We start from the raw sequence: 21,126 nt of genomic DNA, 5'->3' as shown, positions 1-21,126 counted from the left end.
CCCCCGCCGTCGTCATGAGCAGACCTTGCCGTCCTTCGGGACCGTCCCCTGCAGCAGATACGCGTTCACCGTGGAGTCGACGCAGTCGCTGCCCTTCCCGTACGCGGAGTGGCCCTCGCCCTTCCAAGTGATCATCACGCCGACGCCCTTGCCCAGTTCGTCCGCCATCCTCCGGGTGCCCTCGTAGGGCGTCGCCGGGTCGCCGGTGTTGCCGACCAGCAGGATCGGTGCCGCACCCGGCGCGCTCACCTCCGGGGTGTCGTACTGCCCGGCCACCGGCCAGTCGTGGCACCAGCCGGCCGTGTCCCAGCCCAGCATGGGTCCGAACACGGGCGAGACCTTCTCGAATCGCGGGAGCAGCTTCTTCGTCTCCTCGACCGTCGGCCGCTGCTTGTCGTCCAGGCACGATATGACCCGTTGTGAGTGGGCCCCTGTGTCGTAGTGCCCCGAGGCGTCGCGGTCGTTGTAGTCGTCGGCGAGTGCCAGGAGTTCCGAGCCGTCTCCCTGCTCGGCCGCGGCCAGGGCGTTGGTCAGCGTCGGCCAGCTCGCCTCGCTGTACAGCGGCCTGATGATGCCGGTGAGTGCGAGTGTCTCTGTGAGCTTTCGCTTGGAGGACGCCGGCAGCGGGTTCGCGTCGATCCGCTTCAGCAGGTCCACGATCTTCTGGGAGCCCTCTTCGGCGTCCTGGCCGGTGGACTTGAGGTAGTTGTCGAGCGCGCGCTGGAAGCCCCGGGCCTGGTTCTCCGCGTGCCCCTCCGCGTCGGCGCTCGGGTCGGCGACCGCGTCCAGGATGAGGCGCCCCACGTTCTTCGGGAACAAGTGGGCGTACACGCCGCCGAGTTCGGTGCCGTAGGAGATGCCGAAGTAGTGCGTCTTGGTGTCGCCGAGGACCTGGCGCATCAGGTCCATGTCGCGGGCGGTGTCGGTGGTCGACACATGCGCCATCAGCCTGCCCGCGGACTTCTGGCAGCCCTTGCCGAAGTCGGCGGTGTCCCGGAAGTACGCCGTCTCCTCGGCCGGGGTGTCCGGCGTGATGTCCACGGACTCGGACGCCTCGATCTCCTTGTCGCCGCGACAGCGGACACCCTCGCTCGCGCCCACTCCGCGCGGATCCCAGCTCACCAGGTCGTACCGCTCGCGCAGCTCGGACGCGCTGGAGGCGTACCACGGCAGCGTGGACACCCCCGAGCCGCCGGGGCCGCCGAAGTTGAACAGGAGCGAGCCGATGCGGTCGTCGCCGGTGGCCTTGGCGCGGATCAGCGCGAGGTCGATCGTCTTGCCGTCCGGTTTTGACCAGTCCAGCGGGGTCTTGAGCATCGCGCACCGCCACTCGTCGCCCGGCGCGGGGGAGCCGCCGGTGGCCTTGCAGCGCTCCCAGTCGAGCGTCTGCGAGGTCAATGAGGAGGGCAGTGGGGTCGCCAAGCCGGTGGACGTGGCCGGTGAACTCGGCCCGCTCGAACTCCCGCCGGCCTTGTCTCCGTCGGACGAGCCGCCGCTGCAGCCCGTCACCAGCAGCGCCGCGGCGGCGGTCAGGGCCGTCCACCGTACGAAACGCGCCATGTCAGTTCCCCCCTCGCAGGCCGTCCGCTCCATGCCGCGGATGGCGGTCAGGCCATAGTAGGCAGATCTCGAAAAGCCCGTGACAGCCTGTGGATAACTCTCTGACCTGCTACTTTGGCGGCTTCCGGGCTGCCTCAGGAGCAGACCGTGCCTGCCGTCGGCACCTTCCCGTCCAGCAGATAGCCGTTCACCGCGTCCTGCACGCATTTGTTCTCGCTGTTGTACGCCCCGTGTCCCTGCCCCTTGAGCGTCAACTCGACGCCCACCCCCTTGCCCAGCGCCTGCACCATCCTCTGCGTGCCCTCGTACGGCGTGGCCGGGTCGCCCGTGTTGCCCACGACGAGGATCGGCGCCGAGCCGGGTGCGCTCACGTCGGGATGGCCGGCGGCGCCCGCCACGGCCCAGTCGGTGCAACTGAGCATGGACCAGGCCAGGGCGTCGCCGAACAGATTCGAGGCGGCCCGGAACTCGGGCAGTCTGCGCTCCACGTACTCGGCTGTGTAGCGGGGTTTGTCGTCGGCGCAGTTGATCGACACATTGGCCGGGACGAGATTGCTGTACTCGCCGTTCTCACTGCGCCCGCTGTTCGAGTCGGCCAACAGCATCAGGGAACTGCCGTCACCGTCGTAGGCCTGCGCCAGGGCCTGGGTGAGGAAGTCCCAGAGGGTCTTCGAGTACATGGCCTGCACGATGCCGGAGGTCGCGGCGGACTGCGTCAGTTCGCGCGGGAAGATGCCCTGGATCGGTTTGCTGTCAAGATCCTTCAGCAACTTGGCGATGCGGTCCTTGACGTGCTGGGGGGTGTCGCCGATCGGGCAGGCCTCGGCCTTGGCGGTGCAGTCCGCGGCGAAGTTGTCGAGCGCGAGCTGAAAGCCCTGGGCCTGCGCCAGCGAACTCTGCTCGGGGTTCTTGGTGGGGTCGACGACCGCGTCGAAGACGGCCCGTCCCACGTTCTTGGGGAACAAGTGGGCGTAGACGCCGCCGAGTTCGGTGCCGTAGGAGATGCCGAAGTAGTGCAGCTTGTCGTCGCCGAGGACCTGGCGCATCAGATCCAGGTCACGAGCCGCGTCCGTGGTGCGCACATGCGGCAGCATCTCCTCGGAGTTCTTCTCGCACGCCTCGTTGAACTGCTTGGTGCTGTCCAGCAGTTCGGTCCGCTCTGCGGCGTCGTCCGGCGTCGCGTCCTGCTGGAAGTAGGCGTCGAGCTGCTGGTCGCTCTCACAGATCACGGGCTCGCTGCGGCCGACCCCGCGTGGGTCGAAGCTCACCAGGTCGTAGCGGGTGCGCAGCTTCTCGTACGCGTCGCCGGCAGCGGGCAGCGTGGTGACGCCCGAGGCGCCGGGCCCGCCGAAGTTGAAGATCAGCGAGCCGATGCGCCGGTTCTGGTCGCCGGTCGCCTTCACTCGGATCAGCTCGATGCCGATCGTGTCGCCCTTGGGTTCGGCCCAGTCGAGGGGCGCCTTCATCGTGGCGCACTGCCAGGTGCCGGCGTCCGGCAGCGGAGATGGGCTGCCCCCGCCGCCCTGCGCCTGGGAGGGGGCCGGACAGTCCTTCCAGCTCAGTTCCTGGGCCGTCAGATCCTCGTCCCCGGGATCGTCGTCGCTGCAGCCCGCCAGCAGGGAGGCCATCAACAGGGCGGTGGCGGTCAGGGCAGCGGCGCGCGTCCGGGGCGGGTTCGGCATGGTCCCATCCTGCGGTCGTACATGGTGGGGCGCTCGGGGCGCGAGCCGTACGAGGTACCGCGGCGCCTCACCTCTTCCGTGCCCTTACACCGTACGACGCCGGGCTCTTCGTACGCCGCCCCGCCCTACAGCGCGCCCTTGCGGGTCAGGTGGTTGAAGGCCAGCCAGCCCGGCAGCACCGGCAGCCACAGCGTCAGCATCCGGAACAGCAGCACCGAGGGCGCGGCGACCTCGCTGGGCAGGCCCACGGCGATCAGGCCGACGGTCAGGGTCACGTCCACGGCGCCGACGCCGCCCGGGGTCGGGGCCGCCGAGCCGAGCGCGTTGCCCGCGAGGAAGACGACGGCCACGCTGGCGAGGCTGAGCGAGGTCCCCCCGCTGCCGAAGGCCCGGATCGACGCGTCCAGGCACATCACGAAGCAGGCGGTCAGCAGCAGCATGCCGCCGATGCCGGTGATCAGCTTCTGCGGACGCTGGAGCACGTCGAGCATGCGCGGCACGACACCCGCGAACAGCGACCTCACGCGCGTGACGACGAATTTCCGCAGGAACGGCACCGAGGTCACCACGAGCACCAGCACCGCCACCGTCAGCAGACCCGCGATGACGGTCCGGGACGGCGACAGCGACGGCGTCTTCTCGGTGCCGGTCAGATAACCGAAAGCCAGCAGCATCAGGATGTGGCAGCCGAGCCCGAACAGCTGCGAGGCGCCGACGCTCGCCACCGCGAGCCCCGGACGCACTCCCGAGCGCTGCAGGAAGCGTGTGTTGAGGGCGACGCCACCGACCGCGGCCGGCGCGACGATCTTCACGAACGACCCGGCGACCTGCGCCGCGACCGTCCGCCGGAACGGCACCCGCTCGGGCACGAACCCCAGCAGCGCCATCGCCGCCGCGACGTAGCTGGCGGCCGAGAACAGCACGGCCGCGGCCACCCAGCCCCACTGGGCATTGGAGATGAGCGGGCCGAACTCGATGTGGGTGAGCTGCGTCAGCAGGAAGTACGCGGCGATGGCGCCGGCGATGAAGCTGATCAGCGTGCGCGGCCGCACCCGCTCCAGCCGGGCCGGCTCGACCGGCGCCTGCGGCCTGATCCGCAGCACCTCGTGGCGGATCAGGGTGAGCAGATCCTCCTCGCGCGCTTCGTCCAGAGCCTCGTCGATGGCCCGCTTATCGGCCCGCGCCTGTGCCCGTACTGTCTTCTTGTCCGGCTTGTCGAGTACGGTCCCGGCGTCGCCCGTGTCCTCCTCGCTGCGGGCCTGCTTGGCGTGCCGGGACGCCTCCAGCACCGCCTCGCGCTCGCGCTGGGCGCGCTCCCGGGCGAGTCTGCGCAGCGTCGCGCGCGTGGAGCGGCTCAGCGCGATCGGCTGCAGCATCGGCAGACAGTCGGCCACCGCGTCGGGTCCGAGCACGCTCACCGCCGAGGCCACCGCGCGCTCGGCACCGACCCGGAGGCCGAGCGTCACCAGCAGCTGGGAGATGTCCATGCGCAGCAGCAGATTGTTGGCCGCGATCTCACCGATGCGCAGATCTGTGATGATCACCTTGCCGGAACGATCCACCAGAATCGCGTCGCCCACCAGCCTGCGGTGCGCGATGCGCCGGGACTGCAGCGCCTTGACCTGGTGCCAGGTGCCGCGCAGCAGGTCGTCGGTGATCTCCTCCTCCGGCAGCGAGTCCAGGGTGCGTCCGCCGGTGTGCTCGTAGACGAGCATCACGGCGTCCGGGCCGAGCTCGGAGGTGGCGATCAGCTTGGGCGCGTTGGCGCCGGCCGCGATGGCCGCGTAGGCGAGCAGCGCCTCCTGCTCCAGGGCCTGTCGCAGCGACTGGAGGCTGCTGCGGGTGGCGAAGCCGCGCAGGGTCAGATTGCGCCACGCGCGATAGAAGAATCCCTGTGCCTGCTGCTCCCGGTCGACCACCGTCACATCGAGCGGGGGACCCTCCTCGAGGGTGACGAAGTAGCGCCGGCCGCGGTCACCGGTCTCCTCGGAGACCTCTTCGCGGGCCGCGCTCACCGGGCGGAAGCCGACGTGCCTGAGGCCCGCCATCAGCGTGCGCCCCGTGGGTCGGACGTTGGGCGAGCCGACCGCGTACAGAGTGCCGTAGGCGACGGTCCAGCCGATCAGCAGCGTCAGGATGATCGAGAACGGCGTGGTGTAGCCGGTGACCAGCATGGAGAAGGCGTACAGGACCAGGACCGCCCACAGGACCGCACGCCAGCGGGGTCTGCGGGACATGCCCACGGCCGTCATGTACGCGATGACCGGCGCGAGATAGCCGTGCACCGGGTCGGTGAGGGAGCCGATGTCGCCGGGTGAGGGCTGGGTCAGCGCGTCCCGGATGGATTCCGGGGCGGCCCGCGCGACCCACAGGTCGGTGGCGAGCGTCACGCCGTGCGCGAGGACCGCTGCGAGGACGCCGTCGGCGATGCGCAGCCCGTCCCGCTTGATCAGCCGCTCGATCGCGAAGGCGACCGGCACCAGGAGGATCGCGATGCTGGACACCAGCCCGGCCATCTTGCTGAACACGTCGGGCGCCTGTCCGGTGCCCTTGTTGATGTCCTGCTCGAGACCCGAGGTGGTGCCGTGCGCGAACGCGGCGATGGCGAGCAGCAGGGCGATGCCCAGCACACCCACCAGGAGCCGCATCAGGTCGGACGGACGGTGCACGCGCGCGGGGAGCAGCGGTTCGTCGCCCTCGACCTCGTCGACGTGCGCCTCGTCCAGGTCGTACCCGGCCTTCCCTTCGACGGCCTTCCCTTCGACGGCCTTCCCTTCGACGGCCTTCCGGTCGGCGTCGCCCGTTCCGGTGCCCTTCCCGGCCTCGTCCTTCTTGCCGTCGTCGCTGTCGCCGGTGTCCTTCTTGTCGGCGTTCGCGGTGTCAGGGCGCGACGAAGCGGCAGAGGTGCTCTCCGCGTCCTCCGGGTGCACACCCTGCTGCTTCATCGTCTCTTCTTGATCTCGTATCACCAGTCACCGCCCGCACGATGGTGGCATGCTCCACCGACACACGGGGGCATCAGGGTGCAAATGCGGGGGCGCACAGTCTGCCCGAAGCGCCGCCGCGGGGCGAGGCATACGCACAGTGGCGAGCGCGTCACATTGTCGGTGGGATGGGGCAGGATGGGCCGGATGAGCGAGGAGAGGCTTCCGGACGACGCCCATCCGGCGCACGCGGACGCGCTGCCGGAGTTCGCCGAGCGGGCCCTGGAGGTCGCCGAACTGATCCCGCCGGGGCGCGTCATGACATACGGGGACGTCGCGGAATGGCTGGAGGAGGGCGGGCCCCGCCAGGTCGGCCGGGTGATGGCCCTCTACGGGGGAGCCGTGCCGTGGTGGCGGGTGGTCCGCGCGGACGGGGTCCTGCTGCCGGGCCACGAGCTGAGAGCGCTGGAGCACTACCGCGCGGAGGGCACACCGCTGAAGGAGGCGAGCAGGGCCGCCGAGGGCCACCTGCCGCGCCTCGACATGAAGCGGGCGCGGTGGGACGGCGGCGAACGCGCACAAGGTCACACTTGACAGCTTCCGCCATCCGACGGCCCTCGGTGTGACCTGTGATCCGTACGGGGGAAGCGGGGCACGTCCGTGACATGACGTACGTTCGTGAGGTGAGGGACGCACGTGGCACGAGTGCCCCGAGGGATGAACCGGAAGCCCTGCTTCCGGACCATTCGTCGGCGTAGCGTCGGCTGAGCGTGTCCCCCTCATCTCGCGGCCACCGCCCTCCACGCGCGAGGGACGCCCCACCAGCACACCCACCAGGACCGGCGAACCACGTGAGCTCCTCTTCCTCCACCAGGCGCCTGTCGCACCCCCAGGTGCGACAGGGGACCCGTGGCGCTTACCGGCTGGTGCGTACCCCTCCGGTTCAGGTGGCCCCCCCTCGTCTTGACGCCGCACAACGCGCGGTGGTTGACCACGCTGCCGGTCCGATGCTCGTTCTCGCAGGTCCGGGCACAGGAAAGACCACCACGCTCGTCGAGTCCGTGGCGGCGCGCATCACCCGAGGCGGCGACCCCGAGCGCATCCTGGTGCTGACCTTCAGCCGCAAGGCGGCCGTGGAGCTGCGCGACCGCATGGCCCTGCGCATAGGGGCGGCACGCGCGCCCCAGGCGACCACGTTCCACTCCTTCTGCTACGCCCTGGTCCGTGCCCACCAGGACAGCGACCTGTTCGTGGAGCCGCTGCGGCTGCTGTCCGGCCCCGAGCAGGACGTGACCGTACGGGAGCTGCTCGCGGGCCAGCCCGACCTGGAGCGGCTCGGCCTCGCGCACGTCCGCTGGCCGGACGACCTGCGCGCCTGCCTCACCACCCGCGGCTTTGCAGACGAGGTCCGCGCGGTCCTCGCCCGCAGCCGCGAGCTCGGCCTCGGCCCCGACGCCCTGGACGCCTTCGCCCGCCGCATCGGCCGCCCCGACTGGCGCGCCGCGGCCTCCTTCCTCGCCGAGTACCTCGACGTGCTCGACATGCAGGGCGTGCTCGACTACGCCGAACTGGTCCACCGCGCGGTACTCCTCGCCCGCCACCCCGAGACCGCCCAGCGGCTCGCGGCGCAGTACGACGCCGTGTACGTCGACGAGTACCAGGACACCGATCCGGCCCAGGTACGGCTGCTGCACGCGCTCGCCGGCGAGGGCCGCACCCTCGTCGCCTTCGGCGACCCGGACCAGTCGATCTACGCGTTCAGGGGCGCCGACGTGAACGGCATCCTGGAGTTCCCGCAGGCCTTCCCGCGCGCGGACGGCCGCCCCGCACCCGTCGAGGTCCTGCGCACCTCCCGCCGCTCCGGCGCCGCCCTGCTCACCGCGACCCGGCTGCTGACCCAGCGCATGCCGTTGACCCGGCTCCCGGCGGAGAAGGTACGCGCCCACCGAGAGCTCGCCCCGGTCCGCGAGGGCGGCCGCGTCGAGGTCTTCACCTACCCGACGCCCGGCACCGAGCTGGACAACATCGCCGACATCCTGCGCAGGGCGCACCTGGAGGACGGCGTGCCCTGGGGCGAGATGGCCGTCCTGGTGCGCGCGGGGTCGCGCACGATCCCGACGGTGCGCCGGGCGCTCACGGCCGCCGGGGTGCCTTTGGACATCGACGGCGACGATCTGCCCCTGCGGCACGAGCCGGCTGTGGCACCACTGCTGACGGCGCTGCGGGCGGTGGCCTTGGCGGAGAGTGGGGTGGCCGCGGCGGGGGCGGTGGTGGCCGCCAAGGAGGCTTCGGTACGTCCCGAGGAGGCGTCGGTACGTACCGACGAGGAGGCCTCTGCGGAGGAGGGCGAAGAGCCTTCTGCCGAAGAGCTGGAGCGCCCGGAGGAACTGGAGGGGTCGTCCTGGCTCGACACCGAGACCGCCCTCAGCCTCCTCGCCTCCCCACTCGCCGGCATGGACGCCGCCGACCTGCGCCGCCTCGGACGTGCCCTGCGCGACGAGGAGCGTGCCGCGGGCAACCCCTTGCCGCCGCCCTCGGACGAGCTGCTCGCGCGGGCACTGGCCGAGCCGGAGCGGCTCGCCGTGCACGACCCCACGTACGCGCGCGGCGCCCAGCGCCTCGGGGCGCTGCTCCGCAAGGCCCGTGAACGCCTCGCGGGCGGCGGTACGGCCGAGGAGGCGCTGTGGGAACTGTGGGAGGGCACGCCGTGGCCCGCGCGCCTGGAGCGGACCGCCCGCCGCGGCGGCGCGGCGGGCCGCAACGCCGACCGTGACCTGGACGCCGTATGCGCGCTGTTCGCGACGGCGGCCCGCGCGGAGGAGCGCACCGGCGGCCGGGGCACCCTGAACTTCCTGGAGGAGATCGAGGCCGAGGACATCGCAGCCGACACCCTCACGCGGCGTGCCGTACGCCCGGACGCCGTGCGCCTGATGACCGCGCACCGTTCCAAGGGCCTGGAGTGGCGCCTCGTGGTCGTAGCGGGCGTCCAGGAGGGTCTGTGGCCGGACCTGCGCCGCCGCGGCTCCCTCCTGGAGGCCGACCGTATCGGCCGCGACGGACTCGCCGAACCGCTCACCCCGGGGGCGCTGCTCGCGGAGGAGCGTCGCCTGTTCTACGTCGCGGCCACACGCGCGCGTGAACGCCTCGTCGTCACGGCGGTGAAGGCCCCGGCTGACGACGGTGATCAGCCCTCCCGCTTCCTGACCGAACTCGGGGCGGAGCCGAAGGACGTGACGGGCCGCCCGCGCCGCCCGCTGTCCGTCGCCGCGCTCGTCGCCGAACTGCGGGCCACGACGGTCGACCCACGTGTGTCGGACACCCTCCGGGAGGCCGCCGCCCGCCGGCTGGCCCGGCTCGCCTCGCTCGCCGACGAGGACGGCCGCCCACTGGTCCCGTCCGCACACCCCTACCGCTGGTGGGGCATGTTCGAGCCGACCGAGTCCAAGGTGCCGCTGCGCAATCGCGACCAGCCCGTCGTGCTCTCCGGAAGCGCCCTCGACCAGCTCGCCAACACCTGCGCCCTGCAGTGGTTCCTGGGCCGCGAGGTGAAGGCCGACGCGCCCGCCACCGCCGCCCAGGGCTTCGGCAACGTGGTGCACGTCCTCGCCGACGAGGTCGCCTCCGGACACACCCCGGCCGACCTCGCCGTCCTCATGGAACGCCTCGACTCCGTGTGGAACGCGCTCGCCTTCGACGCGCCGTGGAAGTCCGCGCAGGAGAAGGGCAACGCGCGCGTGGCGCTCGAACGCTTCCTGAAGTGGCACGTGATGGACCGCGCGGGGCGCACACCGGTGGCCAGCGAGCACGACTTCGACGTCACCCTCGAAGCGGGTGACGTCGAGGTGCGCATCCGTGGCCAGATGGACCGCGTCGAGTCGGACGGCGAAGGACGCGCCTACGTCGTCGACTTCAAGACCGGCAAGCAGGCACCCAGCTCCGCCGAGGTGGCCCGCCACCCGCAGCTCGCCGTCTACCAGCTGGCTGTCCATGAGGGTGCCGTCGACGAGGCCTTCGACGGCGTACGACCCGAACCGGGCGGCGCCGAACTCGTCCAGCTGCGCCAGGGCGCCGCCAAACGGGACGGCGGTGAGACGCTGCCCAAGGTGCAGGGGCAGGAGCCTCTGGAAGGCCCCGAAGGGGAGTGGGTCGGCGAACTGCTCGCCACGGCGGCGGGCAAGGTCCTCGACGAACGGTTCGCACCCACCGCGGGCCAGCACTGCACACACTGCTCGTTCCGGGCGTCGTGCAGTGCGCGGCCCGAGGGGCGGCAGGTCGTCGAGTAAACCCGGGCATACGCGGTCGAGCCGGTCGGGCGGCACTTGGCCGCACAACCGGAGTGATCGATCGCACCACCCGTGCTGACCTGCGCTTCTCCCGGCTCGAAGGTCGATCCCGGCATCCAGTGTCAGTGCCCGCCGCTAGCCTCTCCGATGTGCCCGCCCGTATCACCGATCCCGATCAGCTCAAGGAGCTCCTCGGCATCCCGTTCACTCCGGAGCAGACGGCCTGCATCATCGCGCCGCCCGCCCCGCAGGTGATCGTGGCCGGAGCCGGATCGGGCAAGACGACGGTGATGGCGGCACGCGTGGTGTGGCTGGTCGGCACCGGCCAGGTCGCCCCCGAACAGGTCCTCGGCCTGACCTTCACCAACAAAGCCGCCGGCGAACTCGCCGAGCGCGTCCGCAAGGCGCTCGTCAAGGCCGGCGTCACCGACCCCGACGTCATCGACCCGGACAACCCGCCGGGCGAGCCGGTGATCTCGACGTACCACGCCTTCGCAGGCCGCCTGCTGACCGACCACGGCCTGCGCATCGGCCTCGAACCGACCTCCCGGCTGCTCGCCGACGCCACCCGCTACCAGCTCGCCGCGCGCGTGCTGCGTGAGGCCCCGGGCCTGTACCCGGCCCTGACCCGCTCGTTCGCCGACCTGGTCAGCGATCTCCTCGCCCTCGATGCCGAGCTCGCCGAGCACCTCGTACGGCCCGAGGCACTGCGCGCGCACGACGCCGAGCTGCTGCTCACCCTCCAAGGCGCCAAGCTCAGCAACGCCGATCTGCGCAAGGTCCCCGAGACGGCCGCAGCACGCCGCGAACTGGCCGAGCTGGTGGTCCGCTACCGGGCCGCCAAGCGCGAGCGTGACCTCCTCGACTTCGGTGACCAGATCGCGCTCTCGGCGCAGCTCGCCCGGATCCCCGAGGTGGGCCGCATCCTGCGCGACGAGTTCCGTGTGGTCCTCCTGGACGAGTACCAGGACACGTCCGTCGCCCAACGCGTCCTCTTGGCGGGCCTGTTCGGGGGCGGCACAGGCCACCCCGTGACCGCCGTCGGCGACCCCTGCCAGGCGATCTACGGCTGGCGCGGTGCCTCCGTCGCCAACCTCGACGACTTCCCCGAGCACTTCGCCCACGCCGACGGACGCCCTGCCGGCCGCCAGGCGCTCAGCGAGAACCGCCGCAGCGGGGGGCGCCTTCTCGACCTAGCCAATGGCCTCGCGGAGCCCCTGCGAGCCATGCACGCGGGTGTGGAGGCCCTTCGCCCGGCCCCCGGCGCCGAGCGCGACGGCATGGTGCGCTGTGCGCTGCTGCCCACCCATGCCGAGGAAATGGACTGGATCGCCGACTCCATCGCCCACCTCGTGCACACGGGGAAGGCGCCCGGCGAGATCGCCGTCCTGTGCCGTACGGCGACCGACTTCGCCGAGATCCAGGGCGCGCTCGTCGCCCGGGACGTTCCCGTGGAGGTGGTCGGCCTGTCGGGGCTGCTCCACCTCCCCGAGGTCGCCGACCTGGTCGCCGTGTGCGAGGTCCTCCAGGACCCCGGCGCCAACGCCTCCCTGGTCCGTCTGCTGACCGGCCCGCGCTGGCGCATCGGCCCGCGCGACCTCGCCCTCCTGGGGCGCCGCGCACGGCGGCTGGTGTCCCACGCGCGCGTGGACGCCGACGACGACCCGGATCGCCGGCTCGCCGAGGCCGTCGAGGGGGTCGACCCCGCCGAGGTGATCTCGCTCGCCGACGCCCTCGACACGTTCCTGGAGACGCCCCTGGAGGGCGACGGGGACGAGGACGGGCTGCCCTTCTCGCCGGACGCGCGCGTGCGGTTCGCGCGTCTGGCCACCGAGCTGCGCGATCTGCGCCGCTCCCTGTCCGACCCGCTGATGGACGTCCTGCACCGCGTCCTCGCCGTCACCGGACTGGAGGTGGAGCTCTCGGCGTCCCCGCACGCCCTGGCCGCCCGCCGTCGCGAGACCCTGTCCAACTTCCTCGACGTCGCCGCCTCGTTCGCGGCCAGCGACAACGAGGCGACCCTGCTCGCCTTCCTCGGCTTCCTGCGCACCGCGGCCCAGTACGAGAAGGGGCTCGACAACGCCCTCCCCGGCGGCGAGAACACCGTGAAGGTGCTCACCGCGCACAAGTCCAAGGGCCTGGAGTGGGACGTTGTGGCCGTCCCCGGCCTGGTCACGGGCACGTTCCCCAGCACCAAGGGGCGCGAGAAGTGGACCGCCCAGGGCAAGGTGCTGCCGCACGAACTGCGTGGCGACGCCGACACCCTCCCCGACGTCCCCTCATGGGACTCCCGCGGCCTGAAGGCCTTCCAGGAGGCCATGAAGGACCACCAGCACACCGAGGAACTCCGCCTCGGCTACGTCACCTTCACGCGCCCCCGTTCCCTGCTCCTCGGGTCCGGTCACTGGTGGGGCTCGACCCAGAAGAAGCCTCGCGGCCCCTCCGACTTCCTGCAGGCCCTCTACGACCACTGCGCCGCCGGGTACGGCGAGATCGAGACCTGGGCAGACGAGCCCGCCGAGGACGAGGAGAACCCGGTCCTGCATCAGCAGACCGCCGACCAGGTGTGGCCCCTGCCCCTCGACGAGGCCGCCCTGGCCCGGCGCCGCGCGGCCGCGGAGACGGTCCTGGCCCACCTGGAGAACCTCGCCACCTCACAGGAGGACGTCCACCCCGCGGCGACGCACGACCCGGACACTTACGACGATCCGGACTGGCCCCCGCCACCGGACGACGACGAAGCGCTCCACGAGGAGTACGAGGAGGAGGATCCCTTCTCCCGAGAGGACCCCTTCTCCGGCGAGGATCCCTTCCCCGGAAAGGACCCGGGCCCCGGGAAGGACCCGGGCGACTGGGACTCCTGGACCACGGACCGCCCCTCGGTCCCGCACCAGGCGACATCCCCGGAATCCCCTGCCGAGCCCTCGAAGGCACGCCTTCGACCCCCGGAACAGGAGCAGCAGCCCTTCACCCGGGGACAGGAACCCCTCAGCCCGGAGGAGACCAGAACCATCGCTTCCTGGGACCGCGACCTCGACGCCCTCACCGGGGAGCTCCTGCGCGCCCGCGCGAGCGTCACGGACGTACCCCTGCCCGCCTCGCTGACCGCGTCCCAACTGCTGCGGCTGGCCGCCGACCCGGACGGGTTCGCGCAGGAACTCGCGCGCCCCATGCCGCGCCCCCCACAACCCGCCGCACGTCGAGGCACCCGGTTCCACGCCTGGGTCGAGGCGCGCTTCGAAGAGCTGACGCTGCCCATGCTGGAGCCGGAGGACCTGCCCGGCAGCGAGGCCGAGATCGCCGACGAACGCGACCTGGAGGCCCTCAAGGACGCTTTCGAGCGCACCGAGTACGCGCACCGCACGCCGTACCGGGTCGAGGCCCCCTTCCAGCTCGCGATCGCCGGCCGTGTCGTACGGGGCCGTATCGACGCCGTCTACAAGGAGGGCGACGGCGACGGGGCGACGTACGAGATCGTCGACTGGAAGACCAACCGCACCCGCACCGCCGACCCGCTCCAGCTCGCCCTCTACCGGCTCGCCTGGGCCGAGCAGCAGGGCGTGCCCCTGGAGTCGGTCGACGCCGTGTTCCTGTACGTCCGCGGCGGCGAGGCCGTTCGTCCGGGCGCTCTCCCGGACCGGGCCGCACTGGAGCGGCTGCTGACCGGAGAGCCGGTCGCGGAGGCGAACTGTGAGGAACCGCCCAACCAGGATGTCGATGCGGGCCGATAGGCTCGTGACCATGAGCCAGACCCCGGACAGCGCCGTCCGCACGTACATCGAGCAGCACCGTGCCGCCTTCCTCGACGAGCTCGCCGAGTGGCTGCGCATCCCCTCCGTGTCGGCCCAGCCCGACCACGCTCCCGATGTACGCCGCAGCGCCGACTGGCTCGCCGCCAAGCTCAAGGAGACGGGCTTTCCGACCACCGAGGTCTGGCCGACTCCGGGTGCGCCCGCCGTCTTCGCCGAGTGGCCGTCCGGAGACCCGGAGGCGCCCACGGTGCTCGTCTACGGCCACCATGACGTGCAGCCCGCCGCCCGCGAGGACGGCTGGGACAGCGAGCCCTTCGAGCCCGTCGTCCGTGAAGGGCGCCTCTACGCGCGCGGGGCGGCCGACGACAAGGGCCAGGTGTTCTTCCACACACTCGGCGTCCGCGCCCACCTCGCCGCCACGGGCCGCCCCGCCCCGGCCGTCAACCTGAAGCTGCTGATCGAGGGCGAGGAGGAGTCCGGCTCCCCGCACTTCCGTACGCTCGTCGAGGCGCACGCCGAGCGGCTCGCGGCCGACGCCGTGATCGTGTCCGACACCGGCATGTGGGCCGCGGACACCCCCACCGTGTGCACCGGCATGCGCGGCCTCGCCGAGTGTGAGATCCACCTCTACGGCCCCGACCAGGACATCCACTCCGGCTCCTTCGGCGGCGCCGTCCCCAACCCGGCGACCGCCGCCGCCCGCCTGGTCGCCGCCCTGCACGACGAGCACGCGCGCGTGTCGATCCCCGGCTTCTACGACGGCGTCGTCGAACTGACCGACCGCGAGCGCGAGCTCTTCGCCGAGCTGCCCTTCGACGAGCAGCGGTGGCTGCGCACCGCCAAGTCGTACGCCACCCACGGCGAGGCCGGGCACACCACCCTGGAGCGCATCTGGGCCCGGCCCACCGCCGAGGTCAACGGGATCGGCGGCGGCTACCAGGGCCCCGGCAGCAAGACGATCATCCCGTCCTCCGCCATGGTGAAGCTCTCCTTCCGATTGGTCGCGGGACAGGACCCCGACCACATCGAGAAGGCCGCCCGCGCGTGGGTGGCCGACCAGGTTCCCGCCGGGATCCGCTGCGAGATCACGTTCAGCGGAGCCACGCGCCCGTGCCTGACACCACTGGACCACCCAGCCCTGCAGTCCGTCGTACGCGCCATGGGCCGTGCCTTCGAGGGACCCGTCCGCTTCACGCGCGAGGGCGGCTCGGGACCCGCTGCCGACCTCCAGGACGTCCTTGGCGCACCCGTGCTCTTCCTCGGCATCTCCGTCCCCTCCGACGGCTGGCACGCCCCGAACGAGAAGGTCGAGCTGGACCTGCTTCTCAAGGGCGTCGAGACCAGCGCATACCTGTGGGGCGACCTCGCCGCCAACTGGCGCCATGCGCCCTGAGCCACCGAAGTCGTCCGGAGCGGCATCGCGCGCGGGGCACACTGAGAAGGCCGTCCCGCACCGGCGAGCCCTGCCGCACCCGGTCGCCTGCCGTCCCACGTCCCGCCGATCTGCCCGCCGAAGTACACCGTTCCACTGGGGGAGTTGGAAGCACCCGTGACCACCTGGACCGACCACACCGCCGACCGCCCCATCTCGCTCACCGCCCCGAGCGGCATCGACCGCGCCGCCCACCACCGGCTCGACGAAGCCTGGCTCGCGGCGGCGTGGAGCCATCCCACGACCCGCTGCTTCGTGGTCTCCGGCGGTCAGGTCCTCATCGACGAGGCGCCGGACGGGCGCACCGAACTCGTCATGACGCCCTCCTTCGAGGCCCCCCTCACCGAGGCGCACCGCTACTTCCTCGGCATCGACGATGACGGCGTCAGCTACTTCGCCCTCCAGAAGGACGCGCTGCCCGGCCGTATCGACCAGTCCGCGCGCGCGGCCGGCCTGCGCGAGGCGGGCCTGCTGCTGTCGCCGCGCGACGTGGGCCTGATGGTGCACGCCGTCGGCCTGGAGAACTGGCAGCGCACCCACCGCTTCTGCTCCCGCTGCGGCGAACGCACCGTGATCGCAGCGGCCGGGCACATCCGCCGCTGCCCCGCCTGCGGCGCCGAGCATTACCCGCGCACCGACCCGGCAGTGATCATGGCCGTCACCGACGAGGACGACCGCATCCTCCTCGGCCGTCAGGTCCACTGGCCCGAGGGCCGCTTCTCGACGCTCGCCGGCTTCGTCGAGCCCGGCGAGTCCATCGAGCAGACGGTGCGCCGCGAGGTCTACGAGGAGGCCGGAATCACCGTCGGCCAGGTCGAGTACGTCGCCAGCCAGCCCTGGCCCTTCCCGTCCAGCCTCATGCTGGGCTTCATGGCCCGCGCCACCAGCACCGAGGTCAATGTCGACGGCGACGAGATCCACGAGGCCCGCTGGTTCTCCCGCGAGGAACTGCGCGCCGCCTTCGACTCCGGTGAGGTCCTGCCGCCGTACGGCATCTCGATCGCGGCCCGCCTGATCGAGCTCTGGTACGGCAAGCCGTTGCCCACGAGGAGCTTCGTCTGAGAGGACACGTGCCAGCGTGGCATGCGCCGGACGCACAGCAGGAAGGCGGCCCCTGAAACACCTCAGGGACCGCCTTCCGAGAACCGCACGCGCGGCGCGGTTACGCGCCGACCTTCTGCTTCACCTGCGCCAGCGACGGATTCGTCAGCGTGGAACCGTCCGCGAAGAGCACCGTCGGGACCGTCTGGTTTCCGCCATTCGCCTTCTCGACGAACGCGGCGGACTCGGGGTCGTGCTCGATGTTGATCTCGGTGTACGCGATGCCCTCGCGGTCCAGCTGCTTCTTCAGCCGCTGGCAGTAACCGCACCACGTGGTGCTGTACATCGTCACAGTGCCCTGCATGTCTCGCGCGCTCCTCTGATGGCTCGGGGGGAACAGGTCGTCCAGAGAGGGAACGTACGCGACCGGGGCGCCATTCCCACCCGGGGTATGCCTGGCACGTGACGCCTGCCGCATTAGTACGACTATCAGTGCCTGCCTGTGGACAACCGGCACAGCCGTCTCCGGCGACCTGGCAGCATGGCCGTGTGACAGCAGCAACGCACTCCACCCTCTTCCCGCAGGCACCGGACTCTGCCGACGCGGTGCTCGAAGGGCTCGACCCCGAGCAGCGCGAGGTGGCCACCGCCCTGCACGGACCGGTGTGCGTGCTCGCGGGCGCCGGTACGGGCAAGACCCGGGCGATCACCCACCGCATCGCCTACGGGGTGCGCGCCGGAATCCTCCAGCCCTCCAGTGTGCTCGCCGTCACCTTCACCAACCGCGCCGCCGGGGAGATGCGCGGTCGGCTCCGCCAGCTGGGCGCCGCCGGAGTGCAGGCCCGCACCTTCCACTCGGCCGCCCTGCGTCAGCTCCAGTACTTCTGGCCGAAAGCGATCGGTGGCTCCATGCCCCGACTCGTCGACCGAAAGATCCAGCTCGTCGCTGACGCGGCCGCCGCCTGCCACATCCGCCTCGACCGGAACGAGCTGCGGGACGTCACCGCCGAGATCGAGTGGTCCAAGGTGACCCAGACCGTCCCCGCCGACTACGCCCTTGCCACCGTCAAGGCCGACCGCACAGCACCCCGCGACCCGGCCGAGATCGCCCAGCTCTACAACGTCTACGAGGACCTCAAGCGGGACCGCTCGGTCATCGACTTCGAGGACGTCCTGCTCCTCACCGTCGGTATCCTGCAGGACCGGCACGACATCGCCGACCAGGTCCGCTCCCAGTACCAGCACTTCGTGGTCGACGAGTACCAGGACGTCAGCCCGCTCCAGCAGCGACTGCTGGAGCTGTGGCTCGGTGAGCGGGACAACCTGTGCGTGGTCGGCGACGCCAGCCAGACGATCTACTCGTTCACAGGAGCAACTCCCGACCATCTGCTCGACTTTCGCACCCGCCACCCCGGAGCCACCGTCGTCAAGCTGGTCCGTGACTACCGTTCCACGCCCCAGGTCGTCCACCTCGCCAATGGGCTGCTGGCCCAGGCGCAGGGCCGCGCCGCCGACCATCGGCTGGAGCTGATCTCCCAGCGCGCCCCCGGCCCCGAACCCGTCTACACCGAGTGCACCGACGAGCCCGCCGAGGCCGAGGGCGCCGCCCGTCGCATTCGGGAACTCATGGACTCCGGCGTTCCGGCCAGCGAGATCGCCATCCTGTTCCGTACGAACTCCCAGTCCGAGACCTATGAGCAGGCCCTCGCCGACGCGGGCATCTCGTACCAGCTGCGGGGCGCCGAGCGGTTCTTCGACCGTCCAGAGGTGCGCAAGGCGGGCATCGCCCTGCGCGGCGCGGCCCGCTTCGGCGGCAACGACTCGCTCCTCGATGACGCCGTAGACCTGCCCTCGCAGGTTCGTGCCGTGCTGTCGGGGGAGGGCTGGACGACCGAGCCCCCGGCCGGTTCCGGCGCGGTCAGAGAGCGCTGGGAGTCGCTGGCCGCCCTGGTGAACCTCGCCCAGGACTTCGCCGCCGCCAAACCGGGAGCCACCCTCGCCGACCTCGTCGCGGAACTCGACGAGCGGGCGAACGCCCAGCATGCCCCGACCGTCCAGGGCGTCACCCTCGCCTCCCTGCACTCGGCCAAGGGCCTGGAGTGGGACGTCGTCTTCCTGGTCGGCGTGGCCGAGGGCATGATGCCGATCACCTACGCGAAGAACGACGAGCAGATCGAGGAGGAGCGCCGCCTCCTCTACGTCGGTGTCACCCGGGCCCGGCAGCACCTCCACGTCTCCTGGTCGCTCACCCGCGCGCCCGGCGGTCGGCCCAACCGCCGCCCGAGTCGCTTCCTCGATGGCCTGCGCCCCGGCTCGACCGGCACCGCCGGACGCACCGCAGCCGGCGGCGGTCCCGGAGGCGTCGAGCGCGGCTTCACAAGCAGACCGGAAGCCGCCCCGAGACGGACACAGCGCACACCGGCGCGCTGTCGCGTCTGCGGGCGCACCCTCACCGACGCCGGTGAGATGAAGCTGATGAGGTGTGAGGACTGCCCCTCCGACATGGACGAGGGTCTCTACGAACGCCTTCGTGAGTGGCGCGGGGTCCAGGCGCGGCTCAGCGGGCAGCCGGACTTCTGCGTCTTCACGGACCGCACCCTGATGGCCATCGCCGAGGCGGAGCCAACCAGTCCGGTTGAGCTTTCCCGCATCCCCGGTGTCCTCAGACGCAAGCTTGAGCGCTACGGAGCCGATGTGCTGGCCATCTGCGCAGGCCAGGAGCTTGGTGAGGGCGCCGACGGGGAATGATGCGAACTCGTCGAAAAAATAGTTTGCGCATGCCCCAGCAATCCCCATAGGTTCTTAGCCACGGGAACGGAGGCCTTCTCGGAGGCCCCAATTCCGTGTTCTACTTGCATACCCGTCGGACTGGTTCACCCCAGTCCCCCGAGACGCCGAGAGGAGGCGAGTCCAGTGATCAGCATTAACAGCAGCTCCATCAGCATCGTCAAAATGACCGATCGCTCGGTCGTCGCTTCCCTGTGCATGCTCGGCGCCTCCAACCCGGGCACCGGTCTGTCCGGCATCCGTGCCGTGCGTCCGGCGTCCTCCCTGTCTCTCGCGGGCCTTCCCGTCCGTGAGCGCAATGAGCGACCGACCAAGGCACTGGAAGCGGCAGTAGAGGCAAAGGCGCACGCCTATGCCTTCACGGCGACCGGTGCCGGATTCCGGAAGCAGACGACGCAGCACCACCAGATGTGGGCCTTCCGTGGGCCAGAACCCTGGAGTGATCCAGCCTGACAGTCGATCAGGCCGGCGCCTTCAGGGCCGCGGAACCCCATCCGGGATCCGCGGCCCTTCTGTTTGTCCCCCAACGGGATGACGGAGCGAAGGGGCCTCGGGCAAGGAAAGACCCGGTACCAGCCGCCACCCGGTCCTACAGGACCGGAACGAACAGACGAGGAAGACGAACCGTGCAACTCGAAGCGCACGCCCCGTCCGTACCGCCTTCAGACGTGATCCCCAAGCCCGGCCTCACGGAGGACTCCACCTTGACTCCGCTCACTGCGCTCACCGCGCTCGACGACGCCATCGAGAACCTCGGCGTACCCGTCCCCTGCCGTTCCTACGACCCGGAGGTCTTCTTCGCCGAGTCGCCGGCGGACGTCGAGTACGCCAAGTCCCTCTGCCGTACCTGCCCGCTGGTCGAGGCCTGCCTCGCCGGCGCCAAGGAGCGGCGTGAGCCCTGGGGCGTCTGGGGTGGCGAGCTGTTCGTCCAGGGTGTTGTCGTCGCCCGGAAGCGGCCGCGTGGTCGCCCGCGCAAGAACCCGGTCACGGCATGAACACCGCAGGAACGATCGACCGCCCCCTCACGCACGACCCCCAGAAGCAGGCCCCGATGAAGCCGTCCACCCACGAGCTCGCAGGCTCCGCGCCTGAAGACTTCACCACACGCGGCGCGAACGAATCGCGTCAGAACAGGAACCGAGAGATGCAACTCATCCAAGAAGCCCTGGCACGTGCGCATATGCACGAGCTACGGCATGACGCCCAGCGGGAACGCCGGGCCGCGCATGTGGCGACCGCTCGCCGCATGCAGCGCCGGGCCGAGCGCGCCTCGATGCGCGCCCGCCGCGCGCTCGCCAAGGCGGTCATGCAGTAGCCGCCCACACCACCAGACGGTGGCCTCCCGACCAGGGAGGCGGTAGCTCCCCGCGGGGGCCGGTTCGTGTGAACGGACCGGCCCCCGCGGTGCGTTGTGCCCGCAGATCAGGCGGTGGCGGCGCTATCGTCGCCGAGTGACGAGTCTTCCCGGAGGCAGTGACAACGGCGGTTCCTCCACGGAGCCCCAGCCCCTCGTGTGTGCCCGGTGCGGCACCCGGGCCAAGGCCCCGCAGCCCACCTGGACCTGCTCCGTGGAGAACGGCGTCCGCCACTACTTCTGCGACACCTGCTCCCGAGAGAACCTCAGAGCGATCGAAGGGCGACTGGACTCGGCCTGGTGGTAGCCAG

The 21,126-nt window shown here is 71.1% G+C and carries 14 protein-coding genes; 10 read left to right on the top strand and 4 right to left on the bottom strand.

All coding sequences use genetic code 11. From position 1 onward, the window contains the following. Positions 1–12: 12 nt before the first annotated feature. The 3 genes from BLU79_RS17725 to BLU79_RS17715 all read right to left on the bottom strand — a co-directional run bounded on the left by BLU79_RS17725 (position 13) and on the right by BLU79_RS17715 (position 6,187). On the bottom strand, positions 13–1,560 hold the full coding sequence (locus tag BLU79_RS17725; protein ID WP_093906743.1) for an alpha/beta hydrolase: 1,548 nt from the start codon (positions 1,558–1,560) through the stop codon (positions 13–15). Between the two features lie 134 nt (positions 1,561–1,694). Beyond that, positions 1,695–3,242: an alpha/beta hydrolase gene (locus BLU79_RS17720; protein WP_093906742.1), complete on the bottom strand. Its 1,548-nt coding sequence runs from the start codon at positions 3,240–3,242 to the stop codon at positions 1,695–1,697. Positions 3,243–3,367: 125 nt separating this feature from the next. Further along, positions 3,368–6,187: a lysylphosphatidylglycerol synthase transmembrane domain-containing protein gene (locus tag BLU79_RS17715; protein ID WP_093906741.1), complete on the bottom strand. Its 2,820-nt coding sequence runs from the start codon at positions 6,185–6,187 to the stop codon at positions 3,368–3,370. A gap of 186 nt (positions 6,188–6,373) precedes the next feature. On the opposite strand from BLU79_RS17715, the gene BLU79_RS17710 reads away from it, so the two are divergent. The 5 genes from BLU79_RS17710 (at position 6,374) to nudC (ending at position 16,695) form a co-directional block, all read left to right on the top strand. Next, entirely contained in the window at positions 6,374–6,760 is a 387-nt protein-coding gene (locus BLU79_RS17710) for an MGMT family protein (RefSeq protein WP_177001057.1), read from the top strand. A 257-nt stretch (positions 6,761–7,017) separates the two neighbouring features. Beyond that, positions 7,018–10,449: an ATP-dependent helicase gene (locus tag BLU79_RS17705; RefSeq protein ID WP_093906740.1), complete on the top strand. Its 3,432-nt coding sequence runs from the start codon at positions 7,018–7,020 to the stop codon at positions 10,447–10,449. 149 nt (positions 10,450–10,598) lie between these two features. Further along, on the top strand, positions 10,599–14,180 hold the full coding sequence (locus BLU79_RS17700; RefSeq protein ID WP_177001056.1) for an ATP-dependent DNA helicase: 3,582 nt from the start codon (positions 10,599–10,601) through the stop codon (positions 14,178–14,180). A gap of 10 nt (positions 14,181–14,190) precedes the next feature. Beyond that, positions 14,191–15,594: a dipeptidase gene (locus BLU79_RS17695; protein WP_093906945.1), complete on the top strand. Its 1,404-nt coding sequence runs from the start codon at positions 14,191–14,193 to the stop codon at positions 15,592–15,594. A 156-nt stretch (positions 15,595–15,750) separates the two neighbouring features. Further along, positions 15,751–16,695, top strand: a complete 945-nt coding sequence (gene nudC, locus BLU79_RS17690) for an NAD(+) diphosphatase (protein WP_093906739.1) — start codon at positions 15,751–15,753, stop codon at positions 16,693–16,695. 100 nt (positions 16,696–16,795) lie between these two features. Here nudC and BLU79_RS17685 read toward each other — a convergent pair whose 3' ends face one another. After that, positions 16,796–17,038 carry a mycoredoxin gene (locus BLU79_RS17685; protein ID WP_093906738.1) on the bottom strand — a complete coding sequence of 81 codons (243 nt, stop codon included), beginning with the start codon at positions 17,036–17,038 and terminating at the stop codon, positions 16,796–16,798. Positions 17,039–17,223: 185 nt separating this feature from the next. Here BLU79_RS17685 and BLU79_RS17680 point away from each other — a divergent pair, with 185 nt between their 5' ends. The 5 genes from BLU79_RS17680 (at position 17,224) to BLU79_RS17660 (ending at position 21,122) form a co-directional block, all read left to right on the top strand. Next, positions 17,224–19,422, top strand: coding sequence for an ATP-dependent DNA helicase UvrD2 (locus tag BLU79_RS17680; protein WP_177001055.1), 2,199 nt, complete (start codon positions 17,224–17,226; stop codon positions 19,420–19,422). 165 nt (positions 19,423–19,587) lie between these two features. Further along, positions 19,588–19,914, top strand: a complete 327-nt coding sequence (locus tag BLU79_RS17675; RefSeq protein WP_093906736.1) for a hypothetical protein — start codon at positions 19,588–19,590, stop codon at positions 19,912–19,914. 173 nt (positions 19,915–20,087) lie between these two features. Then, positions 20,088–20,456 (top strand): WhiB family transcriptional regulator, encoded by a 369-nt coding sequence (locus BLU79_RS17670; RefSeq protein WP_093906735.1) that lies wholly within the window; start codon positions 20,088–20,090, stop codon positions 20,454–20,456. Next, positions 20,453–20,776, top strand: a complete 324-nt coding sequence (locus BLU79_RS17665; protein WP_093906734.1) for a hypothetical protein — start codon at positions 20,453–20,455, stop codon at positions 20,774–20,776. The genes BLU79_RS17670 and BLU79_RS17665 overlap by 4 nt, the downstream gene beginning before the upstream one ends. Before the next feature lie 136 nt (positions 20,777–20,912). Continuing rightward, a complete protein-coding gene (locus BLU79_RS17660; protein ID WP_093906733.1) occupies positions 20,913–21,122 on the top strand; it encodes a hypothetical protein in 210 nt (69 codons plus the stop codon). The last annotated feature ends 4 nt before the right edge of the window (positions 21,123–21,126 follow it).

Source organism: Streptomyces sp. cf386, assembly GCF_900103585.1.
In the GTDB taxonomy this organism is placed as follows: domain Bacteria; phylum Actinomycetota; class Actinomycetes; order Streptomycetales; family Streptomycetaceae; genus Streptomyces.
This window is presented reverse-complemented; position numbering and strand designations above follow the sequence as displayed.